The organism is Amycolatopsis thermalba (assembly GCF_023376025.1).
GTDB lineage: Bacteria > Actinomycetota > Actinomycetes > Mycobacteriales > Pseudonocardiaceae > Amycolatopsis_E > Amycolatopsis_E thermalba.
In genome coordinates, this window is sequence record NZ_CP091196.1 from 1,537,162 (window position 1) to 1,550,028 (window position 12,867).

A 12,867-nucleotide genomic window follows, 5' to 3' on the forward strand; every position below is an offset into this window, starting at 1 on the left:
ACGCGATGACGCGAACGCTGGATGACCACGGCCGGGAGAAGACCGCGGAGCGGTTGCTGAAGTCCTCGGCGAACAAGTTCTACGACCCCGAGGTCGACATCGACTGGGACGCCCCACTGGACGAGGGCAAACCGTTCCAGCTGGAGCACCGCAGCTCGCTCTACGGCACGCACCTGTGGGACCGGCTCAGCGAGGAGCAGCGGCTCGAGCTGGGCAGGCACGAGCTGGCCAGCGTCGCCAGCAACGGCATCTTCTTCGAGGTGCTGCTGATGCAGCTGCTGCTCAAGGAGGTCTACAACTCCGACCCCACCACGCGTCACGTGCAGTACGCGCTCGCCGAGATCGCCGACGAGTGCCGCCACTCGACGATGTTCGCGCGCTCGGTCGAGCGGGTCGGCGCACCGGCCTACGGGCCGGTCAAGATCGTGCACCGGCTGGGCAAGCTGCTGCAGTTTATCGGCTACGGGCCCGCGCTCTACGGCTCGATCCTGGTCGCCGAGGAGATCCTCGACCGCATCCAGCGGGAGAGCATGGCCGACGAGAACATCCAGCCGCTGGTGCGCATGGTCAACCGCATCCACGTGCTCGAAGAGGCGCGGCACGTGACCTTCGCCCGTGAGGAGGTCACCCGCGGCATGGCGAAGCTGTCCAAGGCCGAGCTGCTCTACCAGCGCTGGCTGATCGCCGTCGTCAGCTTCGCGATCACCCGCAGCCTGATCAACCCGCGCGTCTACAAGGCGGTCGGCCTCAACCCGCGCGAGGCGTGGGAGACCGCGATGAGCAACCCGAACTGGCACGAGACGCTGCGCTGGTCCGGCGAACGCATCATGGCGTTCCTGGACGAGGCCGGGCTGGTCGGCCAGCCGGGCACGTACTGGTGGCGCAAGTCCTTCCTGCTGGGGGCCCGATGACGGCGACGGTCCGTCGAAGGGGGACGGACCGTCGCTTCACCACCAGCGACGGCACCGTCCTCCACGTCGACGCGTCCGGCCCGCGTGACGCCACCGTCACCCTGGTCCTGGTGCACGCGTGGACGCAGGACCACCTGGAGTGGGACCCGGTCCTGCCGCTGCTGCCGACGGGGGTGCGGGTGCTGCGCTACGACCACCGCGGCCACGGCTGGTCCGAGCCGGCCAAGCCCGGCACGGCGACCGTCGCGCAGCTGGCCGACGACCTCGCGGAGCTGATCGCCGAGCTGGCGCCGGCGGGCAGGCTGGTGCTGGCCGGGCACTCGATGGGCGGGATGACCGTGATGGCGCTGGCCGAGCGGCACCCGGAGCTGGTGGAGTCGCGGGTCGACGGGGTCGCGTTGATCGCCACGTCGTGCTGCGACATGGACCGGCTCACGCTCGGGCTGAACGGGCGGGCCGGACGGGTGGCGGCGCGCGTGGACAAGACGTTCGGGCGGCTGCTGAACCGGTGGGGCGCCGAGCACGTGCCGATCCCGGCGCCGCTGGCGCGGCCGTCGGTGAAGTGGCTGGCGTTCGGGAAGAAGGTCCGCCGCGCGGACGTGCGCGCGATGACGGAGCAGTTCCTGCGGGCGCACCCGCGCAGCGTGGGCGGGTTCCGGGACTCGATGTCCGACCACGACCGGCGCAAGGCGCTGGCGACCCTGCGCGGCACGCCGACGGTGGTGATGGTCGGGGACCGGGACCGGATCACGCCGGTGCACCACGCGCGGGTGATCGCCGAGGAGCTGCCGGACGCGGAGTTCGTGCTGTTCCCCGGCGCGGGCCACGAGCTGACCTACGAGCGAACCCGCGAGGTCGCGAAGCGGCTGAGCCGCCTGCTGCGGAACTAGCCGGACTCGCCTGGCGCGTGCTGGAGCGGGAAGCCGCCGCCGATGCCGCGCCAGGCGAGCGTCGCGGTCAGCGACACCGCCTCCTCGCGGCTCATCGTGCTGTGGTGGGCCAGCCAGAAGCGGGCGCTGACCTGGCTCAGCCCGACCAGGCCGACCGCCAGCAGGCGTGCCCGGCCCTCGTCCAGGCCGGCGTCGGCCGTGATGGTGTCCGTGATCGCGTTCACGCACTCGGTGGTGGCGCGGTCCACGGCCTCCTGCACGACGGGCTCGCCCCGCAGGTCGGATTCGAAGATCATCCGGAAGGCGCCGGTCTCGCTGGCGACGAAGTCGAAGAACGCGCCGACCGCGGCCCGCACGCGGAGCTTGTTGTCGGTGGTCGAGGCCAGCGCCTCGTTCACGCGCGCGACCAGCTCGTCGACGTGGTTCTCCAGCAGCGCGGTGTAGAGGTCGAGCTTGCCGGGGAAGTGCTGGTACAGCACGGGCTTGCTGACACCGGCCTGTTCGGCGATCTCGTCCATGGCCGCCGCGTGGTACCCGTTGGCCGAGAAGACCCGCTGCGCCGCGGCCAGAAGCTGAGCGCGCCGCTCGGTCCGGGGTAGCCGGACTCCCCGCTGTTGCGCCGCCGCAGTCTCCGTCATGCTTTCCTCCCAAAGAACCCGTTCGAGATTACTCGCCGGTATCGCCGAGTCGCCAAGGGACGGGTCGGTAGGCATCCTGGATTGATGACCGACACCGTCCCGAGTTCCCGGCCGACCCCGGATTCCGGGGCGCCCCGGGTGCCCGTCACGCACGTTCCGCTGTCCACTCGTGAGTTACCCGAACTGGACCCGAAACTCCCGCCGTGGCCCGGCGAAACCGAGCAGGTCGGCGGCGTCTCCCTGCACGTCCGCCGCACGCCCGGCGCCCAGGACGAGACCGTCCTCTACGTGCACGGGCTCGGCGGGTCGTCGACGAACTGGACGGATCTGGCCGCGCTGCTCGCGCCGACGGCCGGGGGTGTCGCGATCGACCTGCCCGGCTTCGGGTTCTCCGAGCCGGAACGCGCGTTCGACTTCAGCCTCGACGCGCACGCCGAGGTGGTCGCCAAGTTCATCACGGGCCTCGGCGTCGGCCCCGTGCACCTGGTCGGCAACTCGATGGGCGGGGCGGTGTCCCTGCTCGTCGCGGCGCGCCACCCGGACCTGGTCAAGACGCTGACGCTGATCTCGCCCGCGATGCCGGACCGGCGGCCCGACCCGCGGCGGCTGTCCGATCCGCTGATGGCGCTGGCCTACCTGCCGTTCATCGGCCGCCGCGCCCGGCGCAGGCTCGCCGCCTACACCGCGCAGGAACGCGCCAAGATGGTGATCAAGCTGTGCTTCGCCGATCCGGACTCCTTCCCCGAGCACCGCATGGCCGAGCTGGTCGAGGAGCACAGCGCCCGCGCCGAGCTGGCCTGGGCGAACCTCGCGATGTCCCGGAGCACGTTCGGGATCTTCCGGACCTGGTTCGCGCGGGGCGCGGCGTCGCTGTGGCGGGTGGTGCCGAACGTGACGGTTCCCACGCTCGTGGTGTGGGGCACCGAGGACAAGGTGATCTCCGTCCGCCGGGCGGCGCGGACCGCGAAGCTGCTCCCGCGCGGGCGCCTGCTCGTGCTGCCGAGGACCGGTCACGTGGCGCAGATGGAACGCCCGATCGTCGTAGCGAAGGCTGTTCTGGGTATGTGGGAGGAAGTCGCCGCCGGTTCGTGGTAGCCCATTCGAGCTAATTCGAGTTCGCAGCGTGACGGCTTGGTCGCGCGTTGCGTAACTCTGCGCATGTGGCAATCTGGGACCCGTGAATCGGGCGAGTAACGGCGAGCGTGGCGAAGGACGGCGAGCGCAGTACGCGCCACCGTCGGGCCGGTCGTCGGTCCGCCTGAGTGAGGACCGCTACCGCCCGCGTGCGCGCCGCGTGCAGGCCGAGCCGCTGACCGCGTCGTGGAAGCCGCCGCAGGCGCAGCTCGAGCAGGACCCGGAGGAAGCCCGCGAGGCGCGCCGCCGCAAGGGCCGGATGCGGCGTCTCGTCGGCGCCTACGGCTGGCGCGCGTACGCACTGCCGGTCCTCGTGGTGATCACCGTCCTGGTGGTGTTCAACACCGCCACCGAGCCGGCCCCGCCGCAGACGAACTCCGCGTCGCAGGCCGTGGACGGAGGTGCCGGGCAGGGCGGGGACAGCGTGCTGTCCGAACAACCGGCCGCGCCACGCGACCTCAACATCCCCACCGCCGAGCTGCCGACCGGCGGTGATTTCACGCCGGGCGGCTCGATGGCCTACCACGTCGTGCCGGTGCCCAACGACGGTGTGAGCGGCAAGGAGGCCGGCAGCGGCGGGAAGCTGTACCACTACACGATCGAGGTCGAAAACGGCATCGACCCGGCCAGCTACGCCGGGGACGACGCCTTCGCCAGCGCCGTCGAGCGGACGCTGTCGGACGTGCGCAGCTGGATCGGCACCGGCAAGGTCAAGCTGCAGCGGGTCGGCGCGGACTACCCGGACATCGACTTCCGCGTGAGCCTCACCACTCCGGACACCGCCAAGCGGCCGGACGTGTGCGGGTTCAGCATCCCGTTCCCGACCTCCTGCTACTCGCGGGCGTTCGACCACCGCGTGGTGATCAACCTCGCCCGCTGGGTGCGCGGGGCGATGGCGTTCACCGACCTCGGGCTGTACCGCCAGTACGCGATCAACCACGAGGTCGGGCACGCGCTGGGCAAATCGCACGTGGGCTGCCAGGAGAACGGCGCGCTGGCGCCCGTGATGATGCAGCAGACCTTCGGGGTGTCCAACAACTACGTGGCCCAGCTGAACGCGGTCGACCAGTACAACTCGAAGGCCGTGCCGGCCGACGGCAAGACGTGCGTGCCCAACGCCTGGCCGGTGCTCCAGTTCGGCGACAGCGCTCCCGCCGGCTGACCCGGTCCCACATCCTGGGACGGCGGGAAGAGTCCGGTCGCGCTCCGTGTTGTGGATACTTGGGGAGCGACAACGACAGCCGCGCGAACTTGGAGGACCGATGGCAGGCACGCTGCCGCCGCTCGTGGAGCCGGCGGCCGAACTCACCAAAGAAGAGGTGGCCCGCTACAGTCGGCACCTGATCATCCCGGATGTCGGGATGGACGGGCAGAAGCGGCTGAAGAACGCGAAGGTCCTGGTCATCGGTGCGGGCGGCCTCGGCAGCCCGGCGCTGCTGTACCTGGCCGCCGCGGGTGTCGGCACCCTCGGCGTGATCGACTTCGACGTGGTCGACGAGTCGAACCTGCAGCGCCAGGTCATCCACGGCCAGTCCGACATCGGCAAGCCCAAGGCCGTGTCGGCCAAGGAGTCGATCGCCGAGATCAACCCGTTCGTCGACGTCATCCTGCACACCGAGCAGCTGACCACGGCGAACGCGCTGGACGTCTTCCGCGGGTACGACCTGATCCTGGACGGCACGGACAACTTCGCCACCCGCTACCTGGTCAACGACGCCGCCGTGCTGCTGGGCAAGCCGTACGTGTGGGGCTCGATCTTCCGGTTCGAGGGCCAGGTCAGCGTGTTCTGGGAGGACGCGCCGAACGGGCAGGGCCTGAACTACCGCGACCTCTACCCCGAGCCGCCGCCGCCGGGCATGGTCCCCTCGTGCGCCGAGGGTGGCGTGCTGGGCGTGCTGTGCGCCTCGATCGGCTCGATCATGGTGACCGAGGCGATCAAGCTGATCACCGGCATCGGTGAGCCGCTGCTCGGCCGCCTGATCAGCTACGACGCGCTGGAGATGAAGTACCGCGAGGTCAAGATCCGCAAGGACCCGGAGACGCCGAAGATCACCGAGCTGATCGACTACGAGGCGTTCTGCGGTGTCGTGTCGGACGAGGCGCAGCAGGCGGCGTCGGGCAGCACCATCACCCCGGCGGAGCTGAAGGCCAAGTTCGACGCGGGCGAGGACTTCGAGCTGATCGACGTCCGCGAGCCGCACGAGTACGAGATCGTGAACATCAAGGGCGCCAAGCTGATCCCGAAGGACCGCATCCTGTCCGGTGAGGCGCTGGCCGAGCTGCCGCAGGACAAGCCGATCGTGCTGCACTGCAAGTCGGGTGCCCGCTCGGCCGAGGCGCTGGCCGCGCTGCACCGGGCCGGGTTCAAGGACGCCACCCACCTCGGTGGCGGCGTGCTGGCCTGGGCGCGGCAGATCGACCAGAGCCTGCCGACCTACTGACGCGTGCCGGAAGGGCCCGCCGCGGTGTCGCCGCGGCGGGCCTTTTTTTCGTCAGCGCCGCCCATTCGGCGACCCTTTTCTGCGACGATGCGAGTGCGAAGCGTGTCAGTCCGAGCAGGGCGAGGGGGATCATGCGCGGGAAGAACGCGTCCTGCAGCGTCGACGTGGTGGTGTCCGACCCGGCCGAGCTGCGGTCGCTGCGCGAGCACCTGGGCCGGATCCCCGGTGTGGAGGTCACGCAGGTCCCGGGCCGGCCCGGTGCCGGCGAACAGGGGGCCTGGGACCTGCTGCAGGTCCTGGCCGCCGGTGGCGGGGTGCTCGCGGTGACGATCAAGACGCTGCCCGAGTTCATCCGGTCGCGGCGCTCGAACGTGACCGTCACGCTGGAGTCCGGCGATCGCCGCGTGACGGTGACCGCCGAGAACGTCGAAGACGCGGAAGCCGTGGTCGACAAGCTGCTTGGCGATGCCTGACGCGCTGGATGGGGAGTTTTCCCGGTCGCGGGCGGTGCTGATCGGTACCTGGAAGTACCGTCACCTGCCGCCCGTACCGGCCGCCGAGTACAGCCTGAACCGGATGACGGCCCTGTTGACGAGTCCGTTGTGCGGACCGTGGCCCCAGGACCGGATTTCGGTGGTCGGCAATCGGGCGAGGCTCGGCGACCTACCGCACGAACTGGTGGTCGGGTTGCGCGACGCGGTGGACGTCGCGTTGTTCTACTACGTCGGCCACGGCCAGTACGACAACGAGGACCGGCTCTGCCTCGCGCTGGGCGACTCCAGCCCGGACCCGGTCCTGCGCACCACCACCAGCCTCACCTTCGACGCCGTCCGTCAGGCTTTCCGGGCCAGCAAGGCGACCACGAAGATCGCGATCCTGGACTGCTGCTTCGCCGGCCTCGCCGCGGGCCGGGACGGCCACCTCGCCGGAACTCCGGACCTGCCGCGTTCGCCGGGCTTCTACCTGATGATGGCCAGCGGCGAATTCAACACCGCCTGGTTCGAGACCGCGGCCGGCAACCCACGACCGCAGACCTACTTCACCAAGTACCTGGTCGACGTGGTCGAGGCCGGGATTCCCGGCCAGCCACCCGGGCTCACGCTCGGCCCGATCTTCGACCGGGTTGCGGAAGCCCTGGTGCGGGACGGCAAACCCGAGCCCGGCAGCCGGGTGAGCGACCGTGCCGCCGACTTCGTCTTCGCCCGCAACCGCGAAGCCTCGGCAACGGGTGCTGACCAGCCTGCCGGACACCCGGGGAAACCGCAGATCAGTCCGGGGCCGGCGCGAGGCTGGCGGCCGAGTCGCCGTGCCGTCCTCACCGCCGGGGCAAGCGCACTGGCCGCCACCCTGGCGGTCCCGGTGGCGGCCAAACTGATTTCCTCCCCGTCGGCGAACCAGGGCGGCCAAGGCACGGCCGCCGCGACCACGCACAGCGGTGCCCCTCCGGTGGATCTCGCTGCCGACGACATCGTGCGCGGGCTGGCGTTCAGCCCGGACGGCACGCTGCTCGCCGCCGGGGTCTCCTACTCCATCAAGCTCTGGGATCCGGTCACACACCGGTTGCTCGCCCCGCTCAGCGGTCACATCACCGTTGCCCGGTCCGTTTCGTTCAGCCCGGACGGCAAAACCCTGGTCTGCGTCGACAGCGGCGGCGAGGTCACCCTGTGGGACCCGATCGCCCGCACCTACACGACCAAGCTGACCGGCACCGGGCACGTGACGGCGACGACGTTCCACCCGGATGGCACCGGTATCGCCTGCGGCAACGAGGACGGAACGATCAGCCTGTGGAGCACCGTCACCCACCAGCACGCCCGCGACCTGCCGCCCGAGGAGCAGCCGGCGGCGGTCAGCGCGGTGGACTACAACGGCAGCGGTGCGCTCCTGGCCGCCGGCTGCGCCGACAACGCCGTGCGCGTGTGGCCGCTGCGTCAGCCCGGCACCGTCGTCACCCACGTCGGTCACACCGATCGGGTCACCTGCCTCGCCTTCGGCCCGGTCGACCCGGTCGGTGTGGTCAGTGGCAGCGCCGATCACACGATCAAGCGGTGGTTCGCCGGCAGGGAGGAGGATGATCTCCTGGGCACGTTCGTCGGCCACACCGGCGCGGTGAACGCCGTCGCGTACAGTCCCGACGGCAAGACCCTGGCCAGCGCGAGCGACGACGGCACCGTCTGCCTGTGGGATCCGTGGTCCGTCGACGACGCCGGCGAACGGACCGCACCCGTCGCGGTCCTCACCGGCCACACCGGCCCGGTGAACGCCGTCGCGTTCAGTCCCGACGGCAACACACTCGCCAGCGGCGGCGATGACGGAACGATCAAACTCTGGGCCGTCCGATGAGGCCGGTCGTGCTCGAACGGCCGAAAAACGTCGTCCCCACGCGGTAATCTCGGGCGGTGCCCGACGGTCCGAGAGCAGGTCAGCCACCGGCGGCTGTGCTCATGGCCTTCGGCCTCCAGCACACCACCCCCGAGCCGCTGCCCGGTGGGCGGGCGCACCGCTGCGGTGACATCGTCCTGACCCCGGTGCGGGACCGGCCGCGCACGCTGTGGCTCGCCGGCACGCTGCCCACCCTCGACGTCCCCGACCTGCGCCTCGCCAAGCCGCAACGCGCGCGGGACGGGCGGTGGATCGTCGCGGGGTGGGCGGCGCGCCGCTACCTCGACGGCAGTCCCGAGCACCGGCACGACGAGATCATGCTCGCCGCCCTCAAACTGGCCCACGCGCTCGACGGCCTGCCGCGCCCGCGGCACCTGGCCGCCCGGACCGATCCGGACGCGGTGGCCGACCGGGTGGCCTGGGGCGAGGCCGACGTGCCGGTCGACGAGGCCAAGGGCGGCCGCTGGTTCGAGGTCCTCGCGGTGGCGCGAAGACCCGTGCGGCTGCCGGACCAGGTCGTGCCGGGCGACCTCTTCGGCACCGTCCTCTTCGACGACGACGCCCCGCCCGGCATCGTCGACTTCGACCCGTTCTACCGGCCCGCCGAATGGGGCGCCGCGGTGGCCGCCGTCGACGCCGTCGCCTGGGGTGACGCCGCGCCCGGCTTCCTGCGGCGCTGGTCCCACCTGCCGGAATGGCCGCAGCTCCTGCTGCGGGCCGTGCTGTTCCGGTTGGCGGGCAACGCGCTCAGCCCGCGCGCCACGGCCGCTTCGCTCGACGGTTTGCGTGCCGCCGCGGCCGCGGTGAGTGAGATCCTGTAGCCCGCGTCACTTCTCACCGGGCATCCCTCGAAATGCCGTAGCAATGTCAAACGCCTGAAACATTCGAGAGTTTCCAGGTAACACGCCGTTCCTACCGTCTCTGGGCAGAGGCGGAAGGAGGTGCGCGTGACGCTCACCGCGGAACCCCAGGTCAAGGTGGCCACCCACTGTCCCTACTGCGCCCTGCAGTGCGGGATGAGCCTGTCCGGCACCGCCGTCGCACCCCGCGAGTTCCCCACCAACGGCGGCGGCCTGTGCCAGAAGGGCTGGACCGCCGGCAGCCTGCTCACCAGCCCGGCGCGGCTGACCACGCCGCTGGTCCGGGTCGACGGCGAGCTGGTGCCGGCGACCTGGGACGACGCGCTCGACCTGGTCGCGCGCCGGATCGCCGAGGTCCAGGCCGAGCACGGCCGGGACGGGGTCGCCGTGTTCGGCGGCGGCGGTCTGACCAACGAGAAGAGCTACCTGCTGGGCAAGTTCGCCCGGGTCGCACTGGGCACCTCGCAGGTCGACTACAACGGCCGGTTCTGCATGTCGTCCGCGGCGGCGGCCGGAAACAAGGCGTTCGGCCTGGACCGCGGGCTGCCGTTCCCGCTGACCGACGTCGGCGAGGCGGACGCGGTCCTGCTGATCGGGTCGAACCCGGCGGAGACCATGCCGCCGTTCATGCAGCACCTGCGCAAGGCCATCGACCTCGGCGGGCTGGTGGTGGTCGATCCGCGCCGCACGCCGACCGCGGACCAGGCGAGCCTGCACCTGGCGCCCGCCCCGGGCACCGATCTCGCGCTGGCGCTGGGCATCCTGCACGCGCTGGTCGCCGAGGGCCTGCTCGACCGGTCCTACGTGGAGCAGCGCACCCGCGGTTTCGACGCGGTGTGGCAGATCGTCGCGCGCTGGTGGCCCGAGCGCGTCGAGCGGGTCACCGGTGTCGCCGCCGCCGACCAGCGCCGCGTCGCCACCCTGCTGGCGAACGCCCGCGACGCCTACATCCTCACCGCGCGCGGCACCGAGCAGCACGCGAGCGGTTCGGACACCGTGAGCGCCTGGATCAACCTGGCGCTGGCGCTCGGCCTGCCCGGCCGCGCGGGCTCGGGTTACGGCTGCCTCACCGGTCAGGGCAACGGCCAGGGTGGTCGCGAGCACGGCCAGAAGGCCGACCAGCTGCCCGGCTACCGCAAGATCGACGACCCGGCCGCCCGCGAGCACGTCGCGCGCGTGTGGGGTGTCGACCCCGCCGATCTGCCCGGCCCCGGCCGCTCGGCCTACGAGCTGCTCGACGCGCTGGGCACCGAGACCGGCCCGAAGGCGATGCTCGTGTTCGGCAGCAACGTCGTGGTGTCCGCGCCGCGGTCGGCGCACGTCGCGGATCGCCTGCGCGGCCTGGACTTCCTCGTCGTCGCGGACTTCGTGTTGTCCGACACCGCCGCGATGGCCGACGTCGTCCTCCCGGTCACGCAGTGGGCCGAGGAGAGCGGCACGATGACCAACCTGGAGGGCCGTGTCCTGTTGCGGCAGAAGGCGATCGACCCGCCCGCCGGGGTGCGCAGCGACCTGGAGGTCCTCAGTGGACTCGCGCGGCGCCTGGGACAGCCGGCCGCGCGCTTCCCGGTCGAGGCGGAGACGGTGTTCGCCGAGCTCCGCGAGGCCTCGCGGGGTGGGCTCGCCGACTACTCCGGCGTCACCTACGAACGCCTGCGCGACGGTGAGGCCCTGTACTGGCCGGTGACCGGCACCGAGCACGCCGGGACGCCGCGGATGTTCCTGGACTCCTTCGCCCACCCGGACGGCCGCGCCCGGTTCGTGCCGGTCGAGCACCGCGGCCCGGCCGAGCCGACCGACGGCGAGTTCCCGCTGATCGCGACCACCGGCCGGGTGCTGCAGCACTACCAGTCCGGCGCCCAGACCCGGCTGATCGGCGAGCTGAACGACGTCGTGCCGGAGGCCTACGTCGAGGTGCACCCGGACACCGCCGCCCGCGCCGGTCTGGCCGACGGCGACTGGGCGGCGGTGGTCTCCCGGCGCGGGGAGACCACCGCGCGTGTGCGGTGCGTCGCCTCGATGCGGCCGGACACGGTGTTCCTGCCGTTCCACTTCCCCGGCGCGCAGCGGGCGAACCTGCTGACCAACCCCGCCCTGGACCCGACGAGCCGCATGCCCGAGTTCAAGGTGTGCGCGGTTCGCCTGACCACGAAGGACGGTGCGGAATGACCCGCAAGGTGGTGGTGCTGGGCTACGGCATGGCCGGGGCCCGGCTCGCCGACGAGATCCGGGCCCGCGACTCGGAAGGCGCTCGCGTCACGCTGACCGTCATCGGCGAGGAGCCGCACGCCGCGTACAACCGCGTGCTGCTCTCCGCCGTCGTCGCCGGGACGATGCGCCCCGAGATGGTCCGCCTGCACGATCCGGACTGGGCGGCCCGGCACGCGATCGACCTGCGCACGGACGTCAGGGCCGAGCACATCGACCGCTCCGCCCGCCGGATCCGGCTCAGCGACTCCTCCACTGTGGACTACGACGCGCTGGTGCTGGCGACCGGCAGCCGCCCGTGGCTGCCGCCCGTCGAAGGCCTGACCCTGGACGACGGCACCCCCGCGCCGGGCGTGGTCACCTTCCGCACGCTGGACGACTGCGACCGCATCCTGGACGCCGCCCAGGCCGGGGCGCCGGTCGCGGTGCTCGGCGGCGGCCTGCTCGGCCTGGAAGCCGCCCGCGGCCTGGCCGGGCGCGGCAACCTCGTCACCGTCGTGCACCCGGTCGGCCACGTGATGGAACGCCAGCTCGACGCCGGGGCCGGTGGCGTGCTGGCCAGGGCGCTGGGCGAGCTGGGCATCGACTTCCGGCTCGGCGCGGGCGCGGCCCGGTACGTTCCCGGCGACGGGCTCAAGCTCGACGACGGCAGCAAGGTCCACGCCGACCTGGTCGTCGTCAGCACCGGCGTGCGGGCCGAGACCACGCTCGCCGCCGAGGCCGGTCTGGCGGTCGACCGCGGCATCGTGGTCGACGACGCGCTGCGCACCAGCGACGGCCGCATCCACGCGATCGGCGACTGCGCGCAGCACCCGGGCACGGTGTCCGGCCTGGTCGAGCCGGCCTGGCAGCAGGCGAAGGTGCTGGCCGACCTGCTGACCGGCGCCGACGTGTCCGCCCGCTACCGCGGCACGCAGGTGATCACCAAGCTGAAGGCACGCGGCATCGACCTCACCGCGCTCGGCGACGTGCACACCGACGCGAGCGACCCGGACGCCGAGGTGGTGTGCTTGACCGACCCGGCGCGCGGCCGCTACGCGAAGCTCGTGGTGCGCGGCGAACGGGTGGCCGGGGCGATCCTGCTGGGTGCGCCGGACGCCGCCGCGAACATCACGCACCTGTTCGACCGGGGTGTCCCGGTCCCCGAAGACCGGCTCGCCGTCCTGCTCGGGCGCGCGCTGCCGGGCGGGGCGACCGTCGCGTCGAGCCCCGCCGACATCCCGGCGGCCGCCCTCGTCTGCCGGTGCAACTCGGTGACGAAGGGCCGGCTGGTCGAGGCGTTCCGCGCCGGTGCCACCGACGTCACCGAGCTCGCTTCCGTGACCCGAGCGACAACCGGATGTGGCAGCTGTCGCGACGCCGTCTGCGGCATCGCCGACTGGCTCGCCACCACCGCCTAGGGA

11 protein-coding genes are annotated in these 12,867 nt (G+C 71.9%); 10 read left to right on the plus strand and 1 reads right to left on the minus strand.

Annotation, left to right across the window (positions count from 1 at the left end):
* Window positions 1-5 precede the first annotated feature (5 nt).
* On the plus strand, window positions 6-911 hold the full coding sequence (locus L1857_RS07575; protein ID WP_094006832.1) for an AurF N-oxygenase family protein: 906 nt from the start codon (window positions 6-8) through the stop codon (window positions 909-911).
* Complete coding sequence (locus tag L1857_RS07580; RefSeq protein ID WP_094006831.1) at window positions 908-1,801, plus strand: alpha/beta fold hydrolase; 894 nt, start codon at window positions 908-910, stop codon at window positions 1,799-1,801. The genes L1857_RS07575 and L1857_RS07580 overlap by 4 nt, the downstream gene beginning before the upstream one ends.
* Here L1857_RS07580 and L1857_RS07585 read toward each other — a convergent pair.
* The gene (locus L1857_RS07585; RefSeq protein ID WP_094006830.1) at window positions 1,798-2,439 is read right to left on the minus strand and encodes a TetR/AcrR family transcriptional regulator; all 642 of its coding nucleotides are present in this window, start codon (window positions 2,437-2,439) and stop codon (window positions 1,798-1,800) included. The two genes, L1857_RS07580 and L1857_RS07585, sit on opposite strands and share 4 nt — an antisense overlap.
* Window positions 2,440-2,523: 84 nt before the next feature.
* Between L1857_RS07585 and L1857_RS07590 the strand changes: the two genes are divergently transcribed.
* The 8 genes from L1857_RS07590 (at window position 2,524) to L1857_RS07625 (ending at window position 12,864) form a co-directional block, all read left to right on the plus strand.
* Window positions 2,524-3,534 (plus strand): alpha/beta fold hydrolase, encoded by a 1,011-nt coding sequence (locus L1857_RS07590; protein WP_094006829.1) that lies wholly within the window; start codon window positions 2,524-2,526, stop codon window positions 3,532-3,534.
* An 82-nt stretch (window positions 3,535-3,616) separates the two neighbouring features.
* Complete coding sequence (locus L1857_RS07595) at window positions 3,617-4,735, plus strand: DUF3152 domain-containing protein (protein ID WP_167481456.1); 1,119 nt, start codon at window positions 3,617-3,619, stop codon at window positions 4,733-4,735.
* 100 nt (window positions 4,736-4,835) lie between these two features.
* The gene (gene moeZ, locus L1857_RS07600) at window positions 4,836-6,014 is read left to right on the plus strand and encodes an adenylyltransferase/sulfurtransferase MoeZ (RefSeq protein WP_094006828.1); all 1,179 of its coding nucleotides are present in this window, start codon (window positions 4,836-4,838) and stop codon (window positions 6,012-6,014) included.
* A gap of 131 nt (window positions 6,015-6,145) precedes the next feature.
* The gene (locus L1857_RS07605; protein WP_094006827.1) at window positions 6,146-6,487 is read left to right on the plus strand and encodes an effector-associated constant component EACC1; all 342 of its coding nucleotides are present in this window, start codon (window positions 6,146-6,148) and stop codon (window positions 6,485-6,487) included.
* Entirely contained in the window at window positions 6,480-8,357 is a 1,878-nt protein-coding gene (locus tag L1857_RS07610) for a caspase, EACC1-associated type (protein ID WP_116111417.1), read from the plus strand. The genes L1857_RS07605 and L1857_RS07610 overlap by 8 nt, the downstream gene beginning before the upstream one ends.
* Before the next feature lie 56 nt (window positions 8,358-8,413).
* A complete protein-coding gene (locus L1857_RS07615) occupies window positions 8,414-9,217 on the plus strand; it encodes a TIGR02569 family protein (RefSeq protein WP_255407924.1) in 804 nt (267 codons plus the stop codon).
* Between the two features lie 195 nt (window positions 9,218-9,412).
* Window positions 9,413-11,425, plus strand: coding sequence for a molybdopterin oxidoreductase family protein (locus tag L1857_RS07620; protein WP_249467405.1), 2,013 nt, complete (start codon window positions 9,413-9,415; stop codon window positions 11,423-11,425).
* Complete coding sequence (locus tag L1857_RS07625) at window positions 11,422-12,864, plus strand: FAD-dependent oxidoreductase (protein WP_249464703.1); 1,443 nt, start codon at window positions 11,422-11,424, stop codon at window positions 12,862-12,864. The genes L1857_RS07620 and L1857_RS07625 overlap by 4 nt, the downstream gene beginning before the upstream one ends.
* The last annotated feature ends 3 nt before the right edge of the window (window positions 12,865-12,867 follow it).

Coding starts and splice junctions, on each gene's coding strand:
- moeZ (WP_094006828.1), top strand. CDS start 4,836: ATGGCAGGCACGCTGCCGCCGCTCGTGGAGCCGGCGGCCGAACTCACC.
- L1857_RS07625 (WP_249464703.1), top strand. CDS start 11,422: ATGACCCGCAAGGTGGTGGTGCTGGGCTACGGCATGGCCGGGGCCCGG.
- L1857_RS07580 (WP_094006831.1), top strand. CDS start 908: ATGACGGCGACGGTCCGTCGAAGGGGGACGGACCGTCGCTTCACCACC.
- L1857_RS07590 (WP_094006829.1), top strand. CDS start 2,524: ATGACCGACACCGTCCCGAGTTCCCGGCCGACCCCGGATTCCGGGGCG.
- L1857_RS07575 (WP_094006832.1), top strand. CDS start 6: ATGACGCGAACGCTGGATGACCACGGCCGGGAGAAGACCGCGGAGCGG.
- L1857_RS07585 (WP_094006830.1), bottom strand. CDS start 2,439: ATGACGGAGACTGCGGCGGCGCAACAGCGGGGAGTCCGGCTACCCCGG.
- L1857_RS07605 (WP_094006827.1), top strand. CDS start 6,146: ATGCGCGGGAAGAACGCGTCCTGCAGCGTCGACGTGGTGGTGTCCGAC.
- L1857_RS07610 (WP_116111417.1), top strand. CDS start 6,480: ATGCCTGACGCGCTGGATGGGGAGTTTTCCCGGTCGCGGGCGGTGCTG.
- L1857_RS07620 (WP_249467405.1), top strand. CDS start 9,413: ATGAGCCTGTCCGGCACCGCCGTCGCACCCCGCGAGTTCCCCACCAAC.